Annotated in this window: 31 protein-coding genes and 2 pseudogenes; 26 read left to right on the top strand and 7 right to left on the bottom strand. The window is 38.0% G+C overall.

All coding sequences use genetic code 11. The features are described from left to right. Positions 1–38 precede the first annotated feature (38 nt). From odhB to ACGLYD_RS09095, 4 genes are all read left to right on the top strand, one after another. Positions 39–1,259 (top strand): 2-oxoglutarate dehydrogenase complex dihydrolipoyllysine-residue succinyltransferase, encoded by a 1,221-nt coding sequence (odhB, locus tag ACGLYD_RS09110; protein ID WP_067209736.1) that lies wholly within the window; start codon positions 39–41, stop codon positions 1,257–1,259. Between the two features lie 107 nt (positions 1,260–1,366). Then, a complete protein-coding gene (locus tag ACGLYD_RS09105) occupies positions 1,367–1,564 on the top strand; it encodes a DUF6501 family protein (RefSeq protein WP_186670502.1) in 198 nt (65 codons plus the stop codon). 325 nt (positions 1,565–1,889) lie between these two features. Further along, positions 1,890–2,753, top strand: a complete 864-nt coding sequence (locus ACGLYD_RS09100) for an AAA family ATPase (protein ID WP_342538392.1) — start codon at positions 1,890–1,892, stop codon at positions 2,751–2,753. Positions 2,754–2,763: 10 nt separating this feature from the next. After that, a complete protein-coding gene (locus ACGLYD_RS09095; protein ID WP_399632532.1) occupies positions 2,764–4,671 on the top strand; it encodes a hypothetical protein in 1,908 nt (635 codons plus the stop codon). A 51-nt stretch (positions 4,672–4,722) separates the two neighbouring features. Here the strand turns inward: ACGLYD_RS09095 and ACGLYD_RS09090 are convergent, their stop codons facing one another. Together ACGLYD_RS09090 and ACGLYD_RS09085 are read right to left on the bottom strand one after the other, a co-directional pair. Further along, positions 4,723–5,907 (bottom strand): toxic anion resistance protein, encoded by a 1,185-nt coding sequence (locus ACGLYD_RS09090; protein ID WP_067209725.1) that lies wholly within the window; start codon positions 5,905–5,907, stop codon positions 4,723–4,725. Beyond that, positions 5,894–6,556 carry a 5-bromo-4-chloroindolyl phosphate hydrolysis family protein gene (locus tag ACGLYD_RS09085; RefSeq protein ID WP_067209722.1) on the bottom strand — a complete coding sequence of 221 codons (663 nt, stop codon included), beginning with the start codon at positions 6,554–6,556 and terminating at the stop codon, positions 5,894–5,896. The genes ACGLYD_RS09090 and ACGLYD_RS09085 overlap by 14 nt, the downstream gene beginning before the upstream one ends. A 201-nt stretch (positions 6,557–6,757) precedes the next feature. Here ACGLYD_RS09085 and ACGLYD_RS09080 point away from each other — a divergent pair, with 201 nt between their 5' ends. Beyond that, positions 6,758–7,054: a DUF1033 family protein gene (locus tag ACGLYD_RS09080; RefSeq protein WP_067209719.1), complete on the top strand. Its 297-nt coding sequence runs from the start codon at positions 6,758–6,760 to the stop codon at positions 7,052–7,054. A gap of 130 nt (positions 7,055–7,184) precedes the next feature. On the opposite strand, the gene ACGLYD_RS09075 is transcribed toward ACGLYD_RS09080, so the two are convergent. From ACGLYD_RS09075 to ACGLYD_RS09065, 3 genes are all read right to left on the bottom strand, one after another. Then, positions 7,185–7,853, bottom strand: a complete 669-nt coding sequence (locus tag ACGLYD_RS09075) for a hypothetical protein (RefSeq protein WP_338656517.1) — start codon at positions 7,851–7,853, stop codon at positions 7,185–7,187. Positions 7,854–7,985: 132 nt separating this feature from the next. Then, positions 7,986–9,602 carry an ABC-F family ATP-binding cassette domain-containing protein gene (locus ACGLYD_RS09070; protein WP_187044951.1) on the bottom strand — a complete coding sequence of 539 codons (1,617 nt, stop codon included), beginning with the start codon at positions 9,600–9,602 and terminating at the stop codon, positions 7,986–7,988. Between the two features lie 1,316 nt (positions 9,603–10,918). Next, a complete protein-coding gene (locus tag ACGLYD_RS09065) occupies positions 10,919–11,089 on the bottom strand; it encodes a hypothetical protein (protein ID WP_338656519.1) in 171 nt (56 codons plus the stop codon). Positions 11,090–11,642: 553 nt separating this feature from the next. Between ACGLYD_RS09065 and ACGLYD_RS09060 the strand changes: the two are divergent. The 8 genes and pseudogenes from ACGLYD_RS09060 to ACGLYD_RS09025 form a co-directional block, all read left to right on the top strand. After that, a pseudogene (locus ACGLYD_RS09060) lies at positions 11,643–12,125 on the top strand (DinB family protein). 218 nt (positions 12,126–12,343) lie between these two features. Continuing rightward, a complete protein-coding gene (locus tag ACGLYD_RS09055) occupies positions 12,344–12,784 on the top strand; it encodes an NUDIX hydrolase (RefSeq protein ID WP_187044901.1) in 441 nt (146 codons plus the stop codon). Between the two features lie 203 nt (positions 12,785–12,987). After that, positions 12,988–13,209 (top strand): transcriptional regulator, encoded by a 222-nt coding sequence (locus ACGLYD_RS09050; protein ID WP_399632526.1) that lies wholly within the window; start codon positions 12,988–12,990, stop codon positions 13,207–13,209. After that, positions 13,209–13,583, top strand: coding sequence for a hypothetical protein (locus tag ACGLYD_RS09045; protein ID WP_067209682.1), 375 nt, complete (start codon positions 13,209–13,211; stop codon positions 13,581–13,583). Before ACGLYD_RS09050 ends, ACGLYD_RS09045 begins: the two co-directional genes overlap by 1 nt. A 5-nt stretch (positions 13,584–13,588) precedes the next feature. Beyond that, on the top strand, positions 13,589–13,852 hold the full coding sequence (locus ACGLYD_RS09040; RefSeq protein WP_067209680.1) for a YolD-like family protein: 264 nt from the start codon (positions 13,589–13,591) through the stop codon (positions 13,850–13,852). 1 nt (position 13,853) lies between these two features. Next, positions 13,854–14,033: a YolD-like family protein gene (locus ACGLYD_RS09035; protein ID WP_342538297.1), complete on the top strand. Its 180-nt coding sequence runs from the start codon at positions 13,854–13,856 to the stop codon at positions 14,031–14,033. 274 nt (positions 14,034–14,307) lie between these two features. Then, a complete protein-coding gene (locus tag ACGLYD_RS09030; RefSeq protein ID WP_338656527.1) occupies positions 14,308–14,664 on the top strand; it encodes a hypothetical protein in 357 nt (118 codons plus the stop codon). Between the two features lie 814 nt (positions 14,665–15,478). After that, positions 15,479–15,637 (top strand): annotated as a pseudogene (locus tag ACGLYD_RS09025) (RusA family crossover junction endodeoxyribonuclease); the annotation flags it as partial. Between the two features lie 292 nt (positions 15,638–15,929). Here the strand turns inward: ACGLYD_RS09025 and ACGLYD_RS09020 are convergent. Further along, positions 15,930–16,418 carry a GNAT family N-acetyltransferase gene (locus tag ACGLYD_RS09020; RefSeq protein ID WP_338656530.1) on the bottom strand — a complete coding sequence of 163 codons (489 nt, stop codon included), beginning with the start codon at positions 16,416–16,418 and terminating at the stop codon, positions 15,930–15,932. Positions 16,419–16,518: 100 nt separating this feature from the next. Between ACGLYD_RS09020 and ACGLYD_RS09015 the strand changes: the two genes are divergently transcribed. The 3 genes from ACGLYD_RS09015 (at position 16,519) to ACGLYD_RS09005 (ending at position 17,837) form a co-directional block, all read left to right on the top strand. Further along, positions 16,519–16,878, top strand: coding sequence for a hypothetical protein (locus tag ACGLYD_RS09015; RefSeq protein WP_338656532.1), 360 nt, complete (start codon positions 16,519–16,521; stop codon positions 16,876–16,878). A 640-nt stretch (positions 16,879–17,518) separates the two neighbouring features. Further along, positions 17,519–17,650, top strand: a complete 132-nt coding sequence (locus tag ACGLYD_RS09010; protein WP_338656534.1) for a DUF6877 family protein — start codon at positions 17,519–17,521, stop codon at positions 17,648–17,650. Between the two features lie 37 nt (positions 17,651–17,687). Next, positions 17,688–17,837 (top strand): hypothetical protein, encoded by a 150-nt coding sequence (locus ACGLYD_RS09005; protein WP_342538295.1) that lies wholly within the window; start codon positions 17,688–17,690, stop codon positions 17,835–17,837. A 148-nt stretch (positions 17,838–17,985) separates the two neighbouring features. Here the strand turns inward: ACGLYD_RS09005 and ACGLYD_RS09000 are convergent, their stop codons facing one another. After that, complete coding sequence (locus tag ACGLYD_RS09000) at positions 17,986–18,162, bottom strand: hypothetical protein (protein ID WP_156476032.1); 177 nt, start codon at positions 18,160–18,162, stop codon at positions 17,986–17,988. Between the two features lie 163 nt (positions 18,163–18,325). Between ACGLYD_RS09000 and ACGLYD_RS08995 the strand changes: the two genes are divergently transcribed. From ACGLYD_RS08995 to ACGLYD_RS08950, 10 genes are all read left to right on the top strand, one after another. After that, on the top strand, positions 18,326–18,541 hold the full coding sequence (locus ACGLYD_RS08995) for an IDEAL domain-containing protein (RefSeq protein ID WP_399632520.1): 216 nt from the start codon (positions 18,326–18,328) through the stop codon (positions 18,539–18,541). A gap of 42 nt (positions 18,542–18,583) precedes the next feature. Continuing rightward, entirely contained in the window at positions 18,584–18,889 is a 306-nt protein-coding gene (locus ACGLYD_RS08990; protein ID WP_342538293.1) for a hypothetical protein, read from the top strand. Beyond that, positions 18,886–19,179, top strand: coding sequence for a hypothetical protein (locus ACGLYD_RS08985; RefSeq protein WP_354313149.1), 294 nt, complete (start codon positions 18,886–18,888; stop codon positions 19,177–19,179). Before ACGLYD_RS08990 ends, ACGLYD_RS08985 begins: the two co-directional genes overlap by 4 nt. Positions 19,180–19,246: 67 nt before the next feature. Further along, the gene (locus ACGLYD_RS08980) at positions 19,247–19,411 is read left to right on the top strand and encodes a DUF3954 domain-containing protein (RefSeq protein WP_342538291.1); all 165 of its coding nucleotides are present in this window, start codon (positions 19,247–19,249) and stop codon (positions 19,409–19,411) included. An 11-nt stretch (positions 19,412–19,422) separates the two neighbouring features. After that, entirely contained in the window at positions 19,423–19,653 is a 231-nt protein-coding gene (locus tag ACGLYD_RS08975; protein ID WP_399632518.1) for a hypothetical protein, read from the top strand. A 500-nt stretch (positions 19,654–20,153) separates the two neighbouring features. After that, positions 20,154–21,089 carry an alpha/beta hydrolase gene (locus ACGLYD_RS08970; protein WP_342538289.1) on the top strand — a complete coding sequence of 312 codons (936 nt, stop codon included), beginning with the start codon at positions 20,154–20,156 and terminating at the stop codon, positions 21,087–21,089. 219 nt (positions 21,090–21,308) lie between these two features. After that, positions 21,309–21,632 (top strand): hypothetical protein, encoded by a 324-nt coding sequence (locus tag ACGLYD_RS08965; protein WP_354313147.1) that lies wholly within the window; start codon positions 21,309–21,311, stop codon positions 21,630–21,632. Between the two features lie 553 nt (positions 21,633–22,185). Beyond that, positions 22,186–23,010, top strand: a complete 825-nt coding sequence (locus ACGLYD_RS08960; RefSeq protein ID WP_399632516.1) for a hypothetical protein — start codon at positions 22,186–22,188, stop codon at positions 23,008–23,010. 11 nt (positions 23,011–23,021) lie between these two features. Next, positions 23,022–23,498 carry a hypothetical protein gene (locus tag ACGLYD_RS08955; RefSeq protein ID WP_342538286.1) on the top strand — a complete coding sequence of 159 codons (477 nt, stop codon included), beginning with the start codon at positions 23,022–23,024 and terminating at the stop codon, positions 23,496–23,498. Between the two features lie 468 nt (positions 23,499–23,966). After that, positions 23,967–24,212: a hypothetical protein gene (locus ACGLYD_RS08950; protein WP_342538285.1), complete on the top strand. Its 246-nt coding sequence runs from the start codon at positions 23,967–23,969 to the stop codon at positions 24,210–24,212. The last annotated feature ends 267 nt before the right edge of the window (positions 24,213–24,479 follow it).

Here is a 24,479-nt window from a genome sequence, read left to right as displayed (position 1 = left end):
AACACCGTACTAACGGTAGACTCGAGGAGGAATTTATTGTGGCAGAGATCATAGTACCAGAACTTGCAGAATCGATTACAGAAGGAACGGTTGCACAGTGGTTGAAACAACCAGGTGAAAGCGTTGAGAAAGGTGAATTCATCGTTGAACTTGAAACAGACAAAGTAAACGTTGAAATCATTTCAGAAGAAGCAGGAATTGTTCAAGAACATCTGGCAGCAGAAGGCGATACAGTCCAAGTCGGCCAAGTTATCGCAATCGTTGGTTCTGGTTCAGGCGCGCCTGCTGCAGCTCCATCTGCACCAGCAGTGGAAGCAGTTCAAAAAGTGGAAGCAGCACCAGTTGCTCCAGCAGTTACTGAAGATGCAAGCGGATCAGACCGTACAATCGCAAGCCCAGCAGCACGTAAACTAGCTCGTGAAAAAGGCATCGACCTTGCAGCGGTATCACCAGTTGACCCAATGGGACGCGTTCGTGTTCAAGATGTTGAAGCACACGGTACTGCACCTAAAGCACAACCAGCAGCTGCCGCACCAAAAGCAGCAGCAGTAGTAGAGGACGGACGTGTAACTCGCGAGAAAATGACACGTCGTCGCCAAACAATTGCAAAACGACTTCTTGAAGTTAAACAATCAACAGCAATGCTTACAACATTCAATGAAATCGACATGACAAACGTTATGGCACTACGTTCACGTAAGAAAGACCAATTCTTCGAGCAAAACGATGTTCGTCTAGGATTTATGTCATTCTTCACGAAAGCAGTTGTTGCTGCACTTAAGAAATATCCTTATGTTAACGCAGAAATCGATGGCGATGAAATCATTCTTAAAAACTTCTACGATATTGGGGTCGCTATATCAACAGATGGCGGACTAGTTGTACCAAACGTAGTTGATGCTGATCGTAAAAACTTCGCAGAAATCGAAGGAACTATCGTAGAACTTGCGAAAAAAGCACGCGACAACAAATTGACAATCGCAGATATGACAGGCGGTTCATTCACAATTACAAACGGTGGTGTTTTCGGATCACTTATGTCAACACCAATTATGAATGGTGCTCAAGTAGGAATCCTTGGCATGCATACAATCCAAAAGCGTCCAGTAGCTATTGGTGACAATGTTGAAATCCGTCCAATGATGTATGTTGCTCTTTCTTATGACCACCGTGTTATCGATGGTAAAGATTCAGTTGGCTTCTTGAAAATGGTAAAAGAATTGATTGAAAATCCGGAAGATCTACTTCTAGGTTCTTAATAAGAAAAGCGCTCGAAATCTAGACAAAAAATAGTTAGGTAATCGGCCCGTTATTGTTAGCGGGTCGATTTTTCCTTATACACTCCATAGAAAAGGCGTGATTAACAATGACATTCAAAGATTGGATGACTGCACCTGCAATCCGTACTGTCGTCTGTAAGCATGCAGACGCTGAAAAGTATGTAGTGAACAATGTTCTGACACCAGGTAAAGAGTATGAAGTGAAAAACGAAACAGATGAATTCATTTTCATTCTCGATAATTCCGGTAAAGTCGGAGGCTATTATAAAACGTATTTTGAATAAACAAAGGCACAGTGCGCCGTTATAAAGGTACGCAGCCATTGCCACGTCCTGTGGCAATAGGCTGCGTGACCTTACATCCTGTAGGGGGCCCGCGACAGACATGACGGGGACCGGCCGACGCGGCGTTTTTTGCCCGGGAAGGATGCAGTTCAATCCTTCCCAGCTGGGCTGAATTATGATCCGGCATTTTGCGCCCGGAGTCTAGACGTGAAATCTCCATGTTAGAATTTATTCACAATACAAGATTTTACTGTTTTCTAGACGTGAACTTAAAGCCCGCTACCCACTTGTTGGTGTGCGGGCTTTTTTATAAGGAGGTAAGGTTATGAACTCGCTAGTAGAAAAAGAACAGCAGCTTCGTTCAACGAAAACGCATGATACCGCAGCAGTACGATTAATACAAGAAGGTGGTTACGTTTCCCCAAGTCCCTATTTATTGGATGACGTCCTTATCAGTATTGTATTGAAAAAACCAGTGTTATTGAAAGGGCCTTCTGGTTCTGGAAAAACGAAGTTAGCCCAAACAATTTCACATTATTTCAATCAGCCAATGCAAAGCATAAACTGTTCGGTTGATTTGGATGCTGAAGCATTGCTTGGTTTCAAAACGATAATTAGCAAAGACGGAGAGACTATTATTGAATTTGTAGAAGGTCCCGTAGTACAAGCTATGAAAAAAGGACATATTTTATATATTGATGAAATCAACATGGCCAGACCTGAAACGTTACCCATCCTTCATAGTGTTTTGGACCATCGTCGTATGCTGACAAATCCGTTTACAGGTGAAGTCATTTATGCGCATGAAGACTTTACGGTCATTTCAGCCATAAACGAAGGATACGTTGGAACATCTCCAATGAATGAAGCATTGAAAAACCGTTTTGTATCGTTCACAGTCCCGTACCTGACTGGAGAACAATTAGAATTAGTTATGAAGGATACGTATCCATTTGCCTCAAAACAGCTTGTTGAGACATTCCTTCATATCAGTATCGATTTGAAGAAACAGGTAATGAACGGATTATTATCCGATGAGGCAGCATCCGTGAGAAGTCTGCTAGACGCTATGGCACTTGCAGAACATATCCCTGTGAAACGTGCAGTCCAGTATGCCATCGCTGAAAAGCTAGATGATACAATTGAACGTAGACTTGTCATGGAATTAGTCGATACTTGGGTGAAATGAGGCGATTGCTATGGTGAAGATGAATCGATTCATTCAATTTAATGATGAAACGGTCGATGCCAAGACGCTTTTATTGTATGAACGATTAGGGCGCGCATTAGCAGATGCACCATTCATTGAATTAACGGAACGAAAGCTTCTTGAATTCCGACCTCAAGAAGGTATTATCTCGATGAGTGTTTTTTGGCGTCACCGAACAGACGAAGTGATCCACGCTGGCCGTCTGTCTGATATCTATTTGTTAACATCAGGTTATTGGAAGCATTTTAGTGTTAAGTCATGGATTAAATTTAGCCGGTCAATTAGCTTATATCCACTCCGGAAATTCACATCTGAATTATTATTGATGCTGGAAGAGTTTCGTTTAATTGATGTAATTACGAAGGAAAGACCTGGAACCGCAAGTGCATTCGAAGTTAGAAGGGAAGCCTACGTTTACCTCCACCGCAATGCACAGTCTTCGAATATGCAGAAAAATCAACTTGCGGATGCGATGATGAATCAGTTATTCATATCTCTCCATGAAGGCTTATTTGCAGAAACGTCCATCGACTGGGATGCTCATTCCATCGACTATGATCTCATTCAATCCGTTCTGCAACACGCATACGATTCAAAAAGTACAGAGGACAATACATTTATTGCGGATAGAATTACAGGGATTGTAGAAAGGTCAATTGACAAGGATCTTGTCAAACAGTATTATTCAGCGGGGGATTCCATTACAGAAGAAAATACTGTATTTCATTATCATAAAGGGATGTCTGACGCCGAAGAAGGCGAGGAAGGTCCAAAAGAGACAATCGAAGAAGTTTTTAGATCCTGGCATCGTGAAAGCGAGAGTGAATCAGGCGTCCACCTTGAATTTGAACTTGAACACGGACGCTCTGGGAAGAGTGATGCCAACGATGCAACGCCAGGCCATGAAGATGCTGAGGTCGAAGAGACGGGCTCAGGTGATTCAGAGGGGAATGACAGCGATCGTTGGACGGATGACACCAGTGATAAGACAGACAAACGCGATCGAAAGATGAAAGCGGGTAAGATGTTTGGAAAAGAGCATGTGAACGTCGTGTATGAGGAACAACGGATAGAAGTCATAGACGAGGTTGAAAATCGTCAACTATTGACCGTTTGGCGAGAAGAGCAAAAGCCGTATGTTCGTTCCTTCGTCGAGGAGATGAAGAAACGAATCGATTTGAAACAGGATTCAAAACGTGAGCGCCTTATGAAGGGACGACTGTCTACGAAATTAACGACGATGGTTGTGGATGAACGACCGAAACCATTTTATAGGAAGAGTGCACCATCTGTTAATCTAGATGCGGTATTCGGTCTACTAGTTGATGGTTCAGCTTCGATGCTCGACAAATTAGACGAAACAAAACAGGCTGTACTATTGTTTCATGATGTACTCCGTCAACTTGGTGTATTTCATGAAATTTCGTCCTATTATGAGGATGCAAATAACGCTACAAAAGAAGTGCAACCGAATGTATTTGAGCTTATGCATACGTTTACAGATCGCAATAAGGATAACGGTTTATCGATATTGTCGTTTGATGCTAATGAAGACAACCGTGACGGATTCGCGATTAGATGGATGGCCGATCAGCTTGCGATGAGGCAGGAGAAGCACAAGTTTTTGCTAGTCTTCTCAGACGGGGAGCCATCGGCATTTGGTTATGATCGGAACGGTATCCTAGATACAGCAGAAGCGGTAATGGAAACTGAAAAAAAAGGTATTTCCATCATTCATCTATTCCTTTCAACTGAAGAACCGACTGTTGACCAAAAAGCACTTTTTTCAATGATGTTTGGCAATAAAACCGCATCATCCAACTCGGTCGATAGTTTCACAGATCAGACATTGCGGATACTTAGAAAATTACTCGCGATTGTAATAAGAAATACGTGAACCGCGAGTAAACTCCTAGATAATATACAAGGTGAAAACACAAAACCGCCCTTAGAGAGGACGGTTTTGTGTTTTTTCATGAACAGCAAGAAGGCGCTGTTTCAGCTCATCTTCCATTCGTCCGATTTCTATTTCAGCAGCTTTACGTTTTGCACGACCATCTGCTTGGATAATAAGTGTCTCTTCAATAGTTTGAATCAAGTTTTCTTGCGTCTTTTTCAGCGTATCAATTTCGATGATGCCGCGTTCATTCTCTTTAGCTGTTTCAATTGAATTGATTTTCAGCATTTCCGAGTTTTTCAACAGCAAGTCATTTGTCGTTTTCGTAACAAGTTTTTGAGACTCTACAGCTTTCATTTGTCGGTTTAACGTTAAGGCAATTGCTATCTGATTTTTCCATAGGGGAATGGATGTCATAATGGATGACTGGATTTTTTCTGCAAGTGTTTGGTTTGTCTGTTGAATCATCCTGATTTGAGGTGCACTCTGAATGGTGATTTGTCGTGATAACTGCAAATCGTAAAGGCGTTTTTCCAACCTGTCAAGGAATTGTGCCATGTCATTCACTTCCTGGAATGCCATTTGATCATTCGATAGCTCAGCTTTTTTGCGCATTTCAGGGATGATTTCATTGGCGAGTTCATCCTGTTTTAATTCAGCCGCGGCTATGTAGATATTTAACGCTTGGAAATAGGTTTTATTTTGATCATACAAATTATCAAGCATTCTAACATCCTCTAAAAGGCCACGTTTCGAATGCTCAAGTTGAACACCAATCCTGTCGATTTGAGTACTAAGTTTCTGATATTTCGTCATCATTTCTTGAACAGATCGCGTTGCTTTATTAAACAATCTGCTTAGACCTGACTTCTTCTTGTCTGATAAATCGTCAGGGTCTATTTCAGAAAGTTTACCCATCAAATCTTTCAATACATCTCCAACAGGTCCAATATCTTTGCCTTGAACATGATCGAGCATTTGAGTGGAGAACCTTGAAAGCTCGCTTTGAGCATTTGCGCCGTACGTAATAATTGCTTCATAGTTACCGACAGGAATTTGTTGTGCAAGGACTTTTGCCTTCTCCCTCTCTTCAGGAGATAGACGGTCAATCAGTTTAACGCTTGTTTCAGCCTCTTTCTTTTCTGTTTGCATTTCCTTAGGAAGAAGGGGTTCTTGAAAATCAAAAGGACTATCAAGTAAATCATCAATTGTTTTTATAGGATTATTTTCGGTCATTATGTGGATCTCCTTTCATTTCAAGAAGCGGCTTTTTATTATTCATGGATACATCAACAAAGTCAATTTCCATTTGGAGCTGGTCGATATCAGACGCTAAAACGCTTCGTAGGTCTTGCTCCAATTGCTTGTTAACATCCCCAAGCGTTTCACGCGTATTTTGTAATGCGATGCGAAGTTCTTTATCTTTCAATGGTTGGTTGACAAGCAACGCATATTTCGAAGTCAATTCGACTGCGGAATCAAGATGGGCATAGAAAAATTTCTCTACGTCGTAAAACTTTTTAGGGTTTGATCGGACGAGGCCAAGAATCCTTCTAGATAGGCTATTCATTTCATGAAGTTGCCTAAATGCCTGGATTGACCTAACTTGTCCATAAAGACCATTCAGTCGTTTGATTTTCATTTTCGCACCAGTAATCTGACCTTTTATATGACTGTATTCAGAACGGGACATCCCGAGTTTTTTTAAGTTGGATGAAAGTTGAATCTGCTTCAGGGTAAACGTTCCGCCAAAGTAGATCGCTACCAAAAGGCCAGTAGCCGCAAAAATATTCATACCTGCACCCATAACAAAGAAGAGCCAGGATCCAAAACTGATTGGTGCTGTTATAAAATGTCTTATAAAAAATTGTTTAACTTCTTTCATGATATATTCATACCTCCTTTGACCCTATACTGTATACGTTTCAAAACGAATAAAGTTTCATGTCAGTAGTTCAATTATACCCGATAAATGCAATCTACACCTACCATTTGAATTCAAAAGGGAAGCAATTAATTGGACATCAGGAGGGAGTTTGTTAAAATGAAGGACATTCAACTAAGAGTTACATAGGAGGTTTAGGAAATGTATGAAGTGATTTATATGAAAGCAGATTATGAGCCATGGTGGATGTTTGAGGAGTGGGAAGAAACAATCCGTTCACGCCATTCATTCGATGATAGAGTACTTGCTGAGGTACACTTTAAAAAATTGACTAGTGAATTACGAGAAAAGCATAAACGTGAGGCTATGAAAAAAGACTGTTTTTTTGCCTTTTGGTCTGAAGACGAAATAAATTTCTGTGAAGGCTGTGATGAAGATCTCCAACTGTATCATGGTGTTATCTTAATGAAGGACGGGATGCCCAATGCTTTCTGCTAAAAAAACATTGGAAATAAATACGGATTCGCATCTTCCAAAAGGTAATCGTTAGTTTCGGTACCTTTTGGAAGATGTGAATTTATTCTGCGATGTAAAGAAGCGTCCTAACGAGGGACGCTTCTTTACATCGCTATTTGTCGACTGTCTTCAACGTGGAGGTAACAACGAATTCACCGTCATCCGTCTGCATGATAGATTCCCGTTTGACTTCACCAAACCCTTCAACGAAATACTTACGGTTGACGAAGTCATCCGTCTTCATTTCGATGACGAAAGCATGATCAAACTTCTTATACGGTGTATCGACAGTTGTATCTATTTCAACAATCGTCCACGTATCAAATGTTGTTCCTTTTTTTATGGGTTTTTTAAGATAAACACCAGTTGGATCCATTGCATCCAGTTCTGCCAGGGTGGGGAAGTCTTTGACTAATTCGACAGTCTGTTCGTCTAAGATGCTTATTTTGTCAGGTTCGATTTTATAAATATGGCGAACCAGGGAGCCGCCATTATTCTCATGGACGACAACATAATTTTCAAATGGTCGTGCGACTTCAACATCAAGTTCTGCAAATTCATTTCCTTCACCTAGATAATGCGCCTTTGAACCATCCGGTAGAAAAAGATCAGTTAAAGAAATTTCACCATCGCTCTCACTTTCGCTTTCTTTGACGATACCTTCACCAATTGTGCCATTGGTTGACCCCGAATTATCAAGGGCAGTCGGTTGTTTTTTCGAACACCCTGAAAAGACAAGGACCGCTACTAACAGAAAAATGAAAAGATTTATTTTCCTCATGAAAACACTCCTTTCTATTGGTTATACCCATTTCGACGGATATCATACGCAAGTGTAGGAATTGCAATCGGAAATCCAACATCATTTAGCAATAAAAAGAGCCGTTTCCCAATCAAGGGAAACGGCTTAAAATTATTTCTTTTTATTTTGTTTTTCTTGTTGTTCTTTCCACTCTAGGTACTCATCATAGTTCATCAATTTATCGAAGATTGTACCATCATCATGGATTTCAATGATTCTGTTCGCAACCGTCTGGATGAATTGTTGGTCATGTGATGTGAAGATCATTGCACCTTTGAATGCAATCAGTCCGTTGTTAAGCGCTTGAATTGATTCAAGATCCAAGTGGTTCATCGGTTCATCCAGAAGAAGAACGTTCGAACTTGTCAGCATCATTTTTGAAAGCATACAGCGAACTTTTTCCCCACCGGATAAAACGGATGGTTTCTTGTTCACTTCATCACCTGAAAACAGCATACGGCCAAGGAATCCGCGTAGGAATGTCTCGGTTTGGTCGTCAGGTGAATATTGACGTAACCATTCAACAAGTGAACTTTCCGAACCTTGGAAGTATTTACTGTTATCGATAGGAAGGTATGCATGTGTTGTCGTAACTCCCCATTTGATAGCTCCTGAATCAGGCTCAGACTCTCCGGCAAGCAGTTGAAGGAGCGCTGTTTTTGCAAGAGGATCTCCAAGAAGAATGACTTTGTCTTCTTTGTCAATTGTAAATGAAGCATCTTTAAGCATTACTCTGCCATCCTGTGTTTTGTTAACTTCTTGGATACTTAGAACATCATTTCCAATTTCACGGCCCATTTGGAAGTTGACGAAAGGATAACGTCTTGAAGATGGTTTAATATCATCCAATTCGATTTTTTCCAACGTTTTCTTACGTGAAGTAGCTTGTTTAGATTTCGAAGCATTGGCACTAAAGCGGGCAACGAATGCTTGAAGCTCTTTAATTTTTTCTTCTTTTTTCTTGTTTTGGTCTTGTGACATTCTTAGTGCAAGTTGGCTTGACTCGTACCAGAAATCATAGTTACCCGGATAAATCTGGATTTTAGAAAAGTCGACATCCGCAATTTGCGTACAAACTTTGTTTAAGAAGTGACGGTCATGGGAAACAACAATAAGCGTGTTTTCGAAGTTCATAAGGAATTCTTCGAGCCATTGGATTGCTTTCAGATCAAGTGAGTTTGTAGGCTCATCCAGAAGAAGAACGTCAGGCTTACCAAACAAAGCTTGTGCAAGAAGCACTTTCACTTTATCAGAACCGTTTAGTTCAGACATCTTCAATTGGTGATATTCATCTGCGAGACCAAGTCCTTGTAAAAGGATTGCTGCTTCAGATTCAGCTTCCCAACCGTTCAAGTCGCCAAATTCACCTTCAAGTTCAGCTGCGCGCATGCCGTCCTCATCTGAGAATTCCTCTTTTGCATAGATGGCGTTTTTCTCCATCATAATGTCATATAAACGTTTGTGGCCCATAATGACTGTATCAAGTACGACACTTTCCTCGTATTCGAAATGGTTCTGTTTCAAAATAGCAAGACGTTCGTCTTTGTTCATAATTACATTTCCAGATTGTGGTTCTAGTTCACCTGACAAAATTTTAAGGAATGTCGATTTTCCCGCACCGTTTGCACCAATTAGACCATAACAATGGCCCGGATTAAACTGTATATTCACATCTTCAAATAGCTTGCGGTCGCCGAATTGAAGACTTACATTACTGACTGCTATCATTCAAAATCCTCCTAAATTCACAATGCTCCCATTATAGCACGAAATAATTCATAGTAGCAACAATGCTTATGCCTCAAGGCTTATGAGGGGTTAAAATAAAAACAACCTCCAAATATTCCACCAATTTAAAAAGTGAATGCATCACTGGAGGATTTCGCTAATTTGACTTCGAGGTTTTTTGATGAGTGGGTATATAAACTTAAAATCATCAAAGAAGTATTTCTTAGTCGTTCTGTAATAGTTTGTAGTGGAATGCCTTTACTCAACATAATTTTTTCTTGGGGATGTCTTAAACTGTGTGAGAAATAGATTTCATTCTTGATTCTTAAGGTTGAGTTTAATTGGATTTGAAACAGATCTTTCGCTGATGGGAGTTTTGAGTCTTTCTGAGGTAAGTACATAATCAGTTTCCAAACTTCTTTCCAAAAAAATGCGCAAAGTCTTATTCCGCCAAAATCTGTATATCTTCAATTGATTTAGCAGAAGATCGTCGACAAAGTTTGTTAATTTGCTATTTGGTTTATGAACTCCATGGTAGTACGGGTTCGCTTGATTGTGATGGTCTTTTTTTCGAAATCTATTTTATTCCATTGAAATCCAGCACAACAGGTCTTTATCAGCTTTAGTAGGTTAAAGTGAATATGGAGTTTACACCAAATCAACTGTAGGGCGTTTAGAATCGACGGGAAATGACGTTGTACTACATCTTAGCAGTCTAGTGAAACTTTGAAAGTGAGTGGTCATAGTGGATAACGACTGATAATGGAAACAGGAAATTATTAAATTACAGAATGAAATTAAAAAATTACGCAATGAGTTCGCGACTTACAAAGTGGATCAAATTAGAGAACTTTTCTCTGGAAAAGGACTAACTTATGAAAATATTACAGAAGGCGATATTTGTGTGTTGGTTATCCTTACTCAACAAACACGTTAAGCAAGCTAATAAAGCTGGCACAATGTCTATAAACACCATGAGAGTGAGCCAAAAGATTAACAGTAAATACAACGGTAACGGAATGCTGCTTATTTTTGAATAGTGATTACTTCACTCAATGAGAAGCGATCAGCTTGAATCCAGATGGCTTTATAGGTTTTGCAGGTTGGGCAGATGATGGTGCCATTAACAAATGCATTTGCGGAATGGGTAGAATCAATAGCTAGTTAATTCGTACTCCTAACAAAAAGACCACTGATTAAAAATAATCAGCAGTCTTTATCACAGTCACCTTGTGATATAGCGACAGTATTGGCGAATCACCCGGTCAATAAACATCCAAGATTAACGCTAAGTAACTAAGCACTTTTTAAGCTACTTATTGTAACTTTTCAGAAACAGTCCAATGTTTGGAAGGAATTACGTTTTGATTCAGTTGCTGCATTAACAAATCTGCTGTGTAAAAATCAGCAAAGGTTTTGTCTGACTGGGTACTGGAGTCCTTTAAGAACTCTGTTTCACCATCATTGTTTCGTATGATTACAAACATGAGTCACCTCCAATTTATGGCATGAACAATGACTTGTTCTAAAAGAATTGTCTCATCAAATAATATTTTAGTATACATTATCGGAGAATTGTTACCATTTTGTTACCGAATTGTAATCAATTATCCATTTATTTGCAGGTGAGTAATACCGTAAAGAGAGAAGGAGAATTACTGATACTCACCTCGAACATAAAAACGAAGGAAATTTCCGAATCACAGTATAAATGGAGATATCCGCTTTATATATCGACGGCAATAGAGAAGAACTAAAAGAAACTTTACCAGATGCTTAATATTAAACTCAAAGATGCGGATGTATTGGGGTTAGCGGTTAAATATACTGTGACTGTAAATAAGTAAGAGTGTGATATAATTAAAGTATGAAGGACATCTAATACGCCTAGAAAAAGCGGCCTATCCATTATGGACGGGTCGCCTTTTATTTGACCAAAAGAGGGTTTCCTATTAATAGAATAGAATAATAAAATTAAAGAATTAAGGAACAGGATTTTGTTCTTAATGATAAATCATTTTATAGCAGGAGGGTGGAAATATGTTTCATTCCAAAGATGTTTTGTTTGACCAATTGTTAGCAAATGCTAATGATCCTAGCTGGTATGTGCCATTTTCGGATTCTGTGGAAAACTTGTCCGAGGTACAAGCATTCTGAAAGCCAAATGAAGATAGTAATAGCATTGCTGAAATTGTTTGGCATCTTTTATATTGGAATCAAACATGGCAAACGAGGTACCAAAAGTCTAATGTCAATGCTGTTCCAGCCATAGAAAATAATAATGAAATCTTTGTAATTCCTGAGGGTTACGCATTTATCGAATTGAAAAAACAACTTTTAGAGGTACTGTTGCATTGGCAAGAATTATTAACTGAAGATAAAGGTGAAAGTAAAGTTAATGGTTTTTCTGAACCTGTGAAGTGGTGGGGGATACTCGCAAATATTACAACCCATAACGCATATCATATTGGTCAAATCATTTATATTCGTAAGTTGCAAAAAAGCTGGGGAATAGATGAATAATTAAGTAAGTCCAAAATAGCGGTCCTCCACAGATTAGATTGTGGATGGGCCGCTTTTTTTATTTGTCGAAGTAAAGAGGTATTCATATGAATATAGACGAATAAAGAAACAGAACATTGTGCTTATTCAACTAACGAAACAGGTTAGTTGAACAAGCACCTAAGCAATGTCTTGAATTATAGAAATACACTTAAGGGTTATTTTAAAGGGGAGATATTGTGTTTATAGTTAATGTAGAGGGTGCAATTTACAAAAATAAAAAATGGTTGTTAATAAGACGAAGCGAGAAAGAAGAACACGCTGGAGGTTCATTGTCTCTTGTTGGGGGAAAGGTAGAAAAAGAAGGTACCTCATCAGACATTTTAGAAAAGACACTAATAAGAGAAATTGCTGAAGAAGTGGGTATAGAGGTTTCGAATCTTCGATATGTAAATAGCTCATCATTCGTTACTGATTCAGGAATAAATGTGGTTGACATTGTTTTTCTTTGTGACCACGAATCAGGCGAAGCATTTGCTAAGAGTCCTGATGAAGTTGACGACGTTATTTGGATGACTACCCAGCAAATTCTGAATAACTCTAATTTACCTATTTATTTAAAGGGAAATATTAAACTTGCTGAAAAACTGGTAAACAATAATACAGTAGTTATTTCGTAGTAAGTAAATTTTGAGAGACTCACTTGTTCAACTAACAGATGTTTAGTTGAACAAGCGGAGATCGTCTATTGACGGTCTTTTTTATTTGCCCAAATATCTAAGATGTATCGTATCAAAGGTTAATTGGTAATATTTATAATTTCCGTTATCCAGTTGCAATAAGAACTATTGTTCTATATACTAACGGAAAAGGGGGAACGAGTGTGCGTAACCAATTAGTGAGGTCGATGGAATACAGTGAACACCTAGATATGATGTACTTGGCTGCGGACGGTTCAATTAGCAAAAGAAGAATCAACGTACTGCAGTTTGGTGAGGTATCATTCCGTGCATACTGTTTTCTGCGTAAATTCAAACGTATTTTTACAATTGATAACGTTTTAGCACTTGTTCCCATCGCACATAAAGAAAGAATGGTGATCTAATGCCGTTAATCCCAACCGAAGCATTACCGTATTTCGAGAACATGATTTATTTGCCAATGATAATAAGTATCTTGGAAAGAGACCGAGAAGTGATTGAAATAAGCTCATTCAAATTGAAAGGGCCTTATATCAATATCATTGAAAATACATTAAAGAATGTACGAGCAGAATTGAAAGAAACAAATAATTATGCACGAAGCAAAAATATGAAGTTGATTAAAAAGGGGAAAGATGGTTCGTTCACTGAGTATGCATTTATCCATAACGGCTATGAAGACAAAAGACGCTACATGAACATACGACTGCGTAACAGGACGGAAGAATTGATAAATGTGTACTTCGCTAAGTCAGAAAGCCCAAATCTGAAAGGATGATGAAATTGACAGCAATTCCAAAACCACCAAAATCAAAGGTTGTGGCAAGTCCAAAACTAACAGAGACTGATTTTCTTGAGATAGGCGAGAGAATCGGGGAATCAAAAGAATTCGACGTAGAGGTTGAAATCACAATTTATGCCCAAAAGCGGTTCGAGTCAGTTACAGGGATGGTTACAGAAATCGATGGCCAACAAGGCAAATTGTCGCTACAAGTGGGCTACGAAAACATAAAAATCAACATGAATAATATAGTGAGCGTGAAATGAGATGCTAGAAAACATTCGGGATAGAGGAAACGTTAAATGGACTGCGATGATGCTATCAGAGCACGTCGCAGAGTTGCATAGATGGCAAAATGAAGATAACTACGAAGGTCGTCCTGAGCTTGATGATTATGATTTACAAGCTATCCAGTACGAAATAGAAGTTGCTCAAAAAAGGGAATGACAAGTACACATAAGGTTGTGGGATAAAGGGAAAGTCGTGTTTTACATGGGGACCATTAGAGAAGTAAATGTCGAGTCGATGTGGATTACGGTTGATAGTCCTTTTGGGAGGGACCGTATGCCGGTGGAGGATATTATATGTGTCCAATGCGCAGAGTAATGCATAAAATCCCTAACCTGTCTTGGATGGGGACTTTTACTTGTTGTTAATTGTCTAAATATTATAAAAGTACTTAATTCCCATCTGTCGAATAGTGACAATAGGAGGGGTGTATATGATAAAAGATAATGAAATTGTAATCCCGGAAGAACTGAAAGCGAATATGATAATCCTTAGTACCGTAATGAGTCCGACGAAAGAAGATATCGGCATTTTGATTATGGGCGAAAATATGGAACCTAAACAATATACGAATGGGCTATCAGTAATAAGGCTATATCTATTGAACAAAAGAAACTTCAAATACTATATAGAAATGGAGCTAGAGGCATTTGCTTTTAATGACCTTGAATCCGCATACGAATTTTTAACGAATCTACCGAATATGTCTGCATTAGAATTAATACTCATGATGAATAATCCGGATTTCAATTTTGATGACGGTGTAAATAGTAATCGCGTTTTGCATTAAAACTGAGGAATAGAAGAGAACATAAAACAGCCACCAACTCTATTGAGAAGGTGGCTGTTGTCATGTTATGAGTTGTGTGCCTGTCCGCTTTTAATGTGTCCCCTAAATGTCCCCCAACCACACGAATTCAAAAGATTTCCTACGACTTGCCTTTAATGGCGTGATATAGCCGATTAGTTAACTGGATACTGATACTATCATGTTTGTATGTTTGTAGAACGTATGTACGAAACGACTGATTAGTCTAGCACGAAATAATTCATAGTAGCAACAATGCTTATGCCTCAAGGCTTATGAGGTGGTTAAATAAAAACGACCTCAAAATATTCCACCAATTTAAAAAGTGAATGCATTACTGTAGGATTTCGCTAATTTGACTTCGAGGTTTTATTTATGAGTGGTTATATATACTTAAAATCATCAAAGAAGTATTTCTTAGTCGTTCTGCCATAGTCTGTAGTGGAATACCTTTCCTCAACCCAATTATTGCATTGGGATGTCTAAAACTGTGTGAGAAATAGATTTCATTCCTGATTCTTGGGGTTGCGTTTAATTGGATTTGAAATAGCTTTTTCACTAACGGGAGTTCCGAATCTTTCTGATGTCAGTACGTAATCTGTTTTCATCCATCGTTTCCCATAAGTGAGCATGATCTTTTTACACCATAATCTATACATCTTCAATAGATTTAAAAGGGAATCGTCGACAAAAATTGTTCGATTGCTATTTTTCGTTTTGCTTTACGTACTCCGTGGTAATCACGGCCTAAGGCGCTTCAAACGAAGCCGAAGCAGGTTCTTATCAAGTCGGGTGATTGCGACCGACGACGAAACCGGATGTCGACAATTATGTGAAGGCAATCAAGGACGGCCTTACAAAAGTCATTTGGCAGGATGACAGTCAAGTGGTGAATCTGACGGTTCAGAATTATTACAGTTTGTCACCAAAAGTTGTTGTTTGTATCAAATACTGACTTGAAATGAGGGAGGGCAATGAACGGTGTTTGGCGATTGTTGTTTCGGTGTGAGGACGGTTATAAGGTTTGGACATATGAGCCTCTGCTGCAGCGGGAATTGTACGACAAGAGGCAAGAAGGTTGGAAGTTGTGGAAGGGAAATGGGGGGGATGACAGTTATTCCATTTTGGGAAGGAGTCGTACTCGTAGTTATGGGTGTGGGCGGTTGAGTAAGTGAAAGTAGACACACTATGTGAAGCAAAAGAAATAAAAAAAGAACGGTTTATTAGTTACCGTTCTTTAATAAAGCTTAGACTTTGAATGTTTGGATTATACAAGGTTCATCATCAATTAATTGATTTTTTTCTTCATAATCAATTTTAAAATCTTTATATACTTTTCTCCAAAAGGATACAGCGGGAAGGTTATTAACAAGTTCAATAACAAAGTATTTTCCTTTTTTATTTTCAAATAACTCTTCTACTGCCTGTATTCCAAAACCCTTACCTTTGTACTTATTTAGAATAAAGATGTCATTAATGCCGAAATCATTTTCTTTTTTTAAAAATGGCCTTTCCAAAAGAAGAATAAATCCTATAATGTTGCCATCAAATTTGATGAAGTAAGGAGAAATGCCATCATTTGTCCAAAATGAGTTTAGATCCTCGTAATTAAAAAATCCATTTTCATCAATAGTAATGTTAGCTGTGAACTTGGACAGATCATGAAGATAAAAGGAATATAAGTTGCGTAAAATTATTTTTTCATTTTCAAAAATTTCCTGAAGAGAAACAGACATATAAAAACCTCCTTAGCATTTCTTTCAACTATATCTTAAATGTAATTAATTTAGAAATATTCTACTATAAAGCACAATACAACCAAAAGGAGCTGAGAAAATGACTTCAGAACAAGCTAGAGAACTTTTCTCCGAAAAAGGACTAACTTATGAAAATATTACAGAAAGCGATATTGGTGTTTTGTTCACCTTCCTTAACAAGCACGTTAAGGAAGCCAATAAGGCAGGCATAATGTCCACAAACACTATGAGAATGAGTCGAAAAATAAAAAGCAAGTACAATACAACCGGAAATGTAAAGGAATGTTATTTATTCTTGAATAGTCATTACTTCACTCAACGAGAAGCAATCAGCTTTAATTCAGACGGCTTTATAGGATTTGCAGGTTGGGCGGACAGTGGTAACAAACCACCTTTAATGAGTGCGTTTGTGAAATGGGTAGATACGATAGCAAGTTAGTACACAGCGTGTCACAGAATGCGCAAATAAAAAAGTCGATTAAATTTAATCAGCTTTCTGTTTCTTGATTTTTATTATTTGATATAAATCATGTAAAATCGTTGCCGACAATACTAGGATTACAAATACTCTAGAAAATGTGGTATTTAAGTCGTTGGATAATAATACTGCCATTAATACAAGCAAGAAGATAATATTTAGAACTTTGTTAGTTATTTCTGATTTAAACATGGTAGAACACCAACTTTCAATAATTAAGCATATCCAGAATACGCATTTAAAATCAATAAGTTTCAAATATTTTAATAATAAATGAGTCATAATTCGACAATGACAAGCAACAATAGTGCATTTCAGTAATTATTTTTTTAACTCTAATATGCTATCAAGATAATTGAATATACAATCAGCGTAAAAGAAAGACAGGTAATAAAAGTGTTTATTGAAGTATTATCATCCCCTTTTTTAATCTTTTTAGCTATTGCAACGCAGTTGGAAATGAAAACGAAACATAAAATTGGTGAGAAAAAGACTCCTACGTTTTCGAAAATAATTAGCACGCGGATCATCCTTTCTTAAGATATTTCATTGTCTCATGAAAGTATTTTGATTAATAGTGAATTAAAGGAAGTGAACCCAAGTGACCGCATATCAAGAAATAATCAAGCTTTTACCCCAGTTACTGTTCGAGGTACTGAAAGATATTGAACGACGTACTGGTGACTGGATGTGGAGCGGTGGCAATGAGGATGATCCTTATATTCATCAGTAGTTGCGATATGCGAAGAGATTTGTGAAGGAGTGACGACATGGTGCAGCAACTTACTATTTTTGATGCGGTGCCAACAATAGCGTTTGAGCTTGGGGACATGGTTGAAGTCGTCGTCAATGTGGAGGAGAAAGATGTTGAGGATTATTCCTTTCTCAAATTGTATGGGGGAAGAAGGGAAGAATTGTGAGGTTTTTACCTAAACGGCAGTATGAGGTTTTGTTTGCGAAGTCTAATCAGGTTAGGATATTTCGGCATGGTGAATTGAAGAGGAGTGAATGAAATGACAGTAAGGACGTTCACTGTCGTGTATCGTCCCATTCGTAAGTATACAATCATTACTCTATGTCGGTTTTTTCTCTATTCATTTCTTTTATACGATCATCAATCGGATCAATCGTATGTATCGTATGTTTAAATCGCTTACTTTGATGGAGGACGATAAAAATAAAAATGAACTGTAAAATCAAGGTAGCAATACAAATGCAAATCCACATCCAAGTCGTTGCTGTCATTTGATAGTCTCCTTTCTTGCTGTAAGTTTACTACAAAAATATAGGTTAGTCAGTTACGGGTTGGTGACAGTTAGGCAGGATGAATTGAAGAGGAGTGAGTAGGGATGAACAATGATCATGAACGTGAAAAAATTAAAAGATTGATGGAGGGCTTTCTCTCGCTGTGTATACGAATGCTTTAGGGGAAATGGGGAAAATCAACTCTCGGAAACTTATGGCTGAGATGTCGGAAGGATCCAAGATGTCCCGTGAATATTTGGAACATCACCCGAGCATTGAAACGGATGTCACGGACAAGGACATGCTGTTGCTGCAGATTGATATGGCGCTTGATGATGGGGATATGGAGTTGTTTATGAGGCTTACTAATGAATTGTAAAGGGATGGAGGTGCTGTTGTAAACGGGACGAATGAGGAACGATTGGAGCGGATCAAAATTTTAGCAGGTACGAGCGAACATTTTGATGATTTGCAATCGCTAATCGAACAAGCAGAACGGGCGCAAGAGTTGGGAGCTCGAAATCAAACCCTTTCAGAAGAATCAAGAGGGAACTTTCAAGCGACCTTGGATTATCGACGTGAAAACATGCGATTGCGTGAAGCGTTGGAGTTTTATGGAGACAACAAAAACTACGAAATTAATGTTGTTGATCAGTGGGGACCAGAAATTAAGGTCATGATGGATGGCGGAGCAAAGGCTGCTGAGTTATTGGAGGGATTGAAATGAGCTTAGAAGAAAAACGCAAGATCCAACACATCGCTGAAAAGGTTAAATTCCTCAGAACGTCTGAAGGAATGAATCTGAAAGACTTGGCAGCAGGGGGGAGACTGTATCGTGAACGCATTATGAATTTAGAAATTGGTGTCGAAAGGGCAGATTTGCAAGACGTCATTCGGTATTGTGACTACTTTGGATTGGATTATGAAGGGTTTTTGTTTGATGCTTTTCCGAAGTTTAAAGCGGATTATGTAGCGGATGCGGAGAAGATGATGAGGACGATTGGGTATAAGATTTGAGCAAATAAAAAAGACAGGATTCCTCCCGTCCTTGACAAGGAAAGTATAGCACACGAGGAGGGGTCCTGTGAGTAAAACAGCAGAAGTAATTTTATCAGAAAACGCGGTGTACAGGGTGATAGACGGTGAAATCAAGAAGGTGGATAAGCCGGGTGTTGGGTTTAGGAAACAGGTTATTACATGGCAAGATGACAAGCCTTTATTTTATGAGGTTAGTTATACGAAGAGGTAGGAGGGATTTGTATGGAGGATGTAGGAAACACTATGATTTACCGTGATGGATTTTTGATGATAATCATTAATCAACACGTTATCGACATTAATCAATTGAAATTGCGTGAAGGTGATGAGGGCATCGAGATGCTGTCACTTAATGAAATATCTGACCAGATAAATAGAGATGAAGTAATTTATGCATGGGCAGAGTTGGGTCTGAGCGGAAAGATTTATCAGCACGGAAATTGTGTACAGTGATCTTATCCCATGTAATGGCGTAGATTGAAACGCTACCATAAAGCACAATCTACTTGTTTCCTAGTCGCAAAGGAGATAGCCATATTTCAACTACACAGGCTTACCCATCAACACAAAGGCAGGATGATTGTTGCTTAGACGTTCAATACTCAAGTTCCCTATTAAAACAGTATACGTCAAGAAGAAAATGGGGAAATGATACAATAAATATAGTTCAGGGGCAACACCAAAATATGTATTTGCAATTCAATAGACTGGATCTGGTGTGGAAGGTGGCGAGTTTTTGTACCGAAAGTAAAGCGGCAAGTACAGGAAAGCCGTGCCTGCGGAAAGCATCCACCTGTAACGGAATATACAGTCAAGTACACATTTTGATGAAGAGTCACAAATCGAAAACTGAATTGTTCGTTATTTAAAGCGGCGAGGCGATTACAATTAGTGGAACAAATATAAAGATGTTATCTTGAATCTCAAAAATGATAGTAAGGTAGGAGAAGGAAATGAAAACTCAACTGTCAAACTATATAAAAATTGGCACTTCAAAACAATTTATTTCTATTTTTGGTGAAGATAACAATCTGCCTCTTTTAGTGTATTTGCATGGTGGTCCAGGTGATGCTGCTTTACCACTGATTTATAAATATAACTCAGAACTTGGAAAAACGTTTAATATTGTAGTCTGGGAACAAAGAGGGGCTGGGAAATCTTACTATACTTTTTCGAAAGAGGAACAAATATCTATTGAAACTTATATTGAAGACCTATACAGTTTAATTCATTATTTGTTAGAAACGTATAAAAAAGAAAAAGTTTATATTTTAGGGCACTCTTGGGGAAGTGTCCTAGGCTTAATTTTCATTAAAAAATATCCTCAGCTAGTACACAGTTATTTTGGATGCGGTCAAGTAGTTAACATGAAAAAAGGGTTGAAGTGTCAATATGATTTTGTTCTGAAAGAAAGTCAAGAACGAAATAAAAAAAAGATTATTCAGCGATTGGAAAATATTGACCTTTCATTGACTCAAAAAGATTGGTTAAACGATTTATTATTTGTTACTAAATTAGTGGTTCAATACAGACATTCTTTATATGGAAAAAGCAATTATAACCAACTGGTAAGGGATTTCATTTTTTCATCAAAGTACACATTTAAAGATTTAATCAATCGTGAAAAAGGGAGTCTACAATCAATACAATATTTGTGGCAAGAGCTCATGGAAATTGATTTTAGTAAATACAAGAGTTTCGATGTCCCTATTACATTTTTTGAGGGGCGTCATGATAGGCATGTTTCTTCCGCATTAGTAGAGGATTACTATCACACAATAAAAACGACAAAAAAACTCATTTGGTTCGAAAATTCAAGTCATTTTCCACAATGGGAAGAGTCAGTTAAGTTTAATCAGGCTTTGATAAGTATCAAAAAGCAGAATTAGTTTTACAGGCTATTGATTTCTGTAACGCTTGTAATTTACCACGCTTTAAATGGCAGTATATCAACTGTTATCACATCTGGTTGGTGTAAAAACGGGACTATGAAAGGGTATGCATAACTAAATAAGTCTACTGGAACAACCGGGGACACCGATTGATTACAGCATTGCGCTGTGTCATTTGTTGTCCTCTTTTTTTATTTCAAAAAGGAGGAAAAGACGATGGAAATCAATCAAGAGCGATTGGATAAGATAAAGGCAGAACTTGCAGAACGCCACCAGATGCCAATAGAGGAAGTTTCAAGAATGATTGACGGTGTGATAGTCGGGGTTCCGGGGATTTCAGAATGGCTTAAACCATTTGTAGAGGGGCTATCTCAATTATGGAACTCGATGAAAGAAATCATTCTAGAAAACCATGAGAAAGCATTATGGAATACAGAAAGCGAAGCGATGCACGGTTGGAATCTAGATTGGGATACGCGTAAACGCAGTCAAGTCTTGTCGAATAAACCGAAATTCATGGTCCGCAAAATTTTTCGTTGAAGGAGTGGGGAAATGAGATCGTTGCAAACGGAACTGGTTGAAAAAGGCTACCTGATGCTCGTACAGGCGAAGTAGATAAGAAGTGTACTAAGGCTAAAGACAGGTCATCAGAACAGCTGTCTGATAGGGAATGGGCTGAATTGATGGGTACTAATCGACAGACCTATAAACGGGTGAACGGGGCTATTCGTAAACGATAAATAGGGGGCGGGCATATGACAGAAAAGCAAATTGAACAGCTGTTGAAGGATTATCACTGGATTATTAATTCGTAAAAATTATGCGTGAAGGATTGAATGATGTTGGTGGTAACTGTACAGCTCAGTATGGATTAGAGGCAGCTATGCCGAAAGCGGCTGGGGGTCATAGTGATTTTCAAGATTCCCTCATATTGTGTTTGACATATATTACAGTTTCCAATATCTCCGTGTTTGTATACTGTAAAACATTCAAGGTAGATGGTGTTCGACTTACCGCTGATAATTAACCACGAAATAGCAGTATTGGGCAGTAATAACTAATGAACAGTTCTATCGAAGGGGAGGAAAAGACAATGAAATTAATGAAAAAAGTTATCACTCTAGCACTAGTTTTTAGTATGTTCTTTTTTGGTGTATTTCAAAATCACAATATGGCATCAGCACAGACTAATCTTGAAAGTGTAGAAGTCACTTCAGAATTAAAAAGTTATTTACAAACTGAGAAAATCGATTTTGCTGAAACTCCTAATCAACGAATTTTTTCGACTATCTACGATGATATCGAATATGTATTGACCTATTTTATAACCGATGACACTTATGAAGCGAAAGCGTACGACGTCAATACTAGAGAAGAATTAGACATTCAAGAATTAAAAGAAGCACAAATTAGAGAAGGGAAAGTACTCCCGGCTCCGGATGGAATTGAGAGTGGTATTGTAACCCAGAGGTTTGCTCTTCCATTAATTCCTGTTTCGGGATGGGTTTTAGAACATTTAATAGCAATGGCACTTGCGGCAAGCTTAGTAACTGTTATAGTTGTTTCAAAAGATAAAATAAAAGCTGAGCTAGAAGAGCGATTAAAACGTAAGAATCCTACTATAATTTATAGGGGAGGTTCTTCGACAGCAACTAATCATACGCTAAGAACTACAGATAAGAATGGATTATCTTATTACAAAACAATGCCTAAAGGTAAATTTACAGTTACAACAAAGGAAGCAGTTGACAGTACAAAGGTACTTAAGGCTGTTCTTGATGGTGGAAATCATGTTTCTGTCAAGCCCGTAAAAGCTTCTGATATGCAGGGATGGATAAATTCTAGGGCGAATGCAGATAAGAAGCCACATAAATTTACTCGACTACTGCAAGCAATTTCAATATCATCAAACAACTAGGGATGGTAATTATGAGAGACTATATTAATATAGAAGACGAAGAAATCAATTATTATGTATATAACTTGAATTGGCAACTTCCAAAGGAAATTCAAGAAGAGGCTATTGAGATACTATCTAAAATTCCACCTGAGAAAGTTGACATGATAATCCCGAAATATGGCAAGTCGTGTTGGGAAAACGGAGTGTACATTTTGAAAGAAATGGGTTATCCGAGAAATAGAAAAGCTTTGCCGAAACTAGCAAGCCTATTACAAGATAGAAATTGGCCAGGAGCATTAGATACTATCGAGCTCTTTAGGATTTTAGGGAAGACAATAAGTGTTCCGTATATAGAAAAGGAATGTGACGAAGCCATCAAATGTAACGACGCTGATTGGCTTGAACATCTTTATTTTTCCTGTGAAAGTCTTTGCATTGTCAAAGAAGATTTTCATAATCCTATGACATATCTGCAAATGAAGAATACGGCTGAGGATTTGTATTGACCAGAAAAAGTGAATAGTTTTACTGCAATAAGATAACTCTGGTATTGTTCGAGGTCGCAGAAAAACTCACTTTTTTAAAAAATGACTTTCTAAAAAAGGTGACTTTAAATTCGAATTCAACTGAGCCCCGAATAGTGGACACTTTAAAAAAAGTGATCCATTCGGGGTTTTTTAGTTTAAAAACCCGTTATACTAGAAAAAATGGCTTGGAACGGGAGAATTTTAAATAAGTAGAATACTTTTCGGCGAACATCAAATGAGACAACTAGATTCAAACCCAAATGTCACATCCGTATCAGATCGCGCCATTCAATATAACGCTAAATTTAAAATCCGTGCCATTCAAGAAAATTTGTGTACATTAGGTAGGTTTTTTTGCTTGCTAGGAAGACAATTGCAAAAATAATCGTTTGTATATGTAGCTAAAACAAGTATGTTTCAAAGATAAGTAAAAGAAAGGATGAGAATATGAAGGAATTATCATTTTTTGATTGGAAAATACGTTTACAAGATAATTTGATGACAGTCACTGATACTTCAACGAAAAAAATGGTTATCATGGAAGGTGCCCTAGAACTAAATGCAATGATTTGGATTGATGAGGAAAACGAGATGCAAATTAAACCAACTTGGGATTGTGTTATTTCGATCAATGCGAAAGATATGATATTAACCATTCGGCACTCTGAAAACGTTTTTAATAATAGAGATTAAGAAATCTGAGGCGGTCATTATTCCATTACGGAGTTGTCGCCTTTTATTGTTTTAAATAGATGATCATGTAGTTGAGGTGACAAATAGAGTTTAAAGGATAGTAGAAGGGCTTGCTCCCTCCTCGAATAATGGCTTAGAGAGGTGGGAGTGCAACATAAAAATCACGATTGGTGATTTATTGGTTTATCGCAGTATGCTAAAAAGAAAGTGTTATTTAGTCGGAATTATAGACGAAGAGTTTTACGTTATTTACGGGTCCCGTTACAG

Source organism: Sporosarcina sp. SG10008 (genome assembly GCF_044569405.1).
Classification (GTDB): Bacteria; Bacillota; Bacilli; order Bacillales_A; family Planococcaceae; genus Sporosarcina; species Sporosarcina psychrophila.
This window is presented reverse-complemented; position numbering and strand designations above follow the sequence as displayed.

Coding starts and splice junctions, on each gene's coding strand:
- ACGLYD_RS08975 (WP_399632518.1), top strand. CDS start 19,423: ATGGAGGATGTAGGAAACACTATGATTTACCGTGATGGATTTTTGATG.
- ACGLYD_RS08965 (WP_354313147.1), top strand. CDS start 21,309: ATGGAAATCAATCAAGAGCGATTGGATAAGATAAAGGCAGAACTTGCA.
- ACGLYD_RS08970 (WP_342538289.1), top strand. CDS start 20,154: ATGAAAACTCAACTGTCAAACTATATAAAAATTGGCACTTCAAAACAA.
- ACGLYD_RS08960 (WP_399632516.1), top strand. CDS start 22,186: ATGAAATTAATGAAAAAAGTTATCACTCTAGCACTAGTTTTTAGTATG.
- ACGLYD_RS08955 (WP_342538286.1), top strand. CDS start 23,022: ATGAGAGACTATATTAATATAGAAGACGAAGAAATCAATTATTATGTA.
- ACGLYD_RS09075 (WP_338656517.1), bottom strand. CDS start 7,853: ATGAGGAAAATAAATCTTTTCATTTTTCTGTTAGTAGCGGTCCTTGTC.
- ACGLYD_RS09070 (WP_187044951.1), bottom strand. CDS start 9,602: ATGATAGCAGTCAGTAATGTAAGTCTTCAATTCGGCGACCGCAAGCTA.
- ACGLYD_RS09015 (WP_338656532.1), top strand. CDS start 16,519: ATGACTTCAGAACAAGCTAGAGAACTTTTCTCCGAAAAAGGACTAACT.
- ACGLYD_RS09100 (WP_342538392.1), top strand. CDS start 1,890: ATGAACTCGCTAGTAGAAAAAGAACAGCAGCTTCGTTCAACGAAAACG.
- ACGLYD_RS08985 (WP_354313149.1), top strand. CDS start 18,886: ATGAGCTTAGAAGAAAAACGCAAGATCCAACACATCGCTGAAAAGGTT.
- ACGLYD_RS09105 (WP_186670502.1), top strand. CDS start 1,367: ATGACATTCAAAGATTGGATGACTGCACCTGCAATCCGTACTGTCGTC.
- ACGLYD_RS09000 (WP_156476032.1), bottom strand. CDS start 18,162: ATGACAGCAACGACTTGGATGTGGATTTGCATTTGTATTGCTACCTTG.
- ACGLYD_RS09065 (WP_338656519.1), bottom strand. CDS start 11,089: ATGTTTGTAATCATACGAAACAATGATGGTGAAACAGAGTTCTTAAAG.
- ACGLYD_RS09085 (WP_067209722.1), bottom strand. CDS start 6,556: ATGAAAGAAGTTAAACAATTTTTTATAAGACATTTTATAACAGCACCA.
- ACGLYD_RS09020 (WP_338656530.1), bottom strand. CDS start 16,418: ATGTCTGTTTCTCTTCAGGAAATTTTTGAAAATGAAAAAATAATTTTA.
- ACGLYD_RS09090 (WP_067209725.1), bottom strand. CDS start 5,907: ATGACCGAAAATAATCCTATAAAAACAATTGATGATTTACTTGATAGT.
- ACGLYD_RS09045 (WP_067209682.1), top strand. CDS start 13,209: ATGCCGTTAATCCCAACCGAAGCATTACCGTATTTCGAGAACATGATT.
- ACGLYD_RS09035 (WP_342538297.1), top strand. CDS start 13,854: ATGCTAGAAAACATTCGGGATAGAGGAAACGTTAAATGGACTGCGATG.
- ACGLYD_RS09005 (WP_342538295.1), top strand. CDS start 17,688: ATGGTGCAGCAACTTACTATTTTTGATGCGGTGCCAACAATAGCGTTT.
- ACGLYD_RS08950 (WP_342538285.1), top strand. CDS start 23,967: ATGAAGGAATTATCATTTTTTGATTGGAAAATACGTTTACAAGATAAT.
- ACGLYD_RS09080 (WP_067209719.1), top strand. CDS start 6,758: ATGTATGAAGTGATTTATATGAAAGCAGATTATGAGCCATGGTGGATG.
- ACGLYD_RS09030 (WP_338656527.1), top strand. CDS start 14,308: ATGATAAAAGATAATGAAATTGTAATCCCGGAAGAACTGAAAGCGAAT.
- ACGLYD_RS09095 (WP_399632532.1), top strand. CDS start 2,764: ATGGTGAAGATGAATCGATTCATTCAATTTAATGATGAAACGGTCGAT.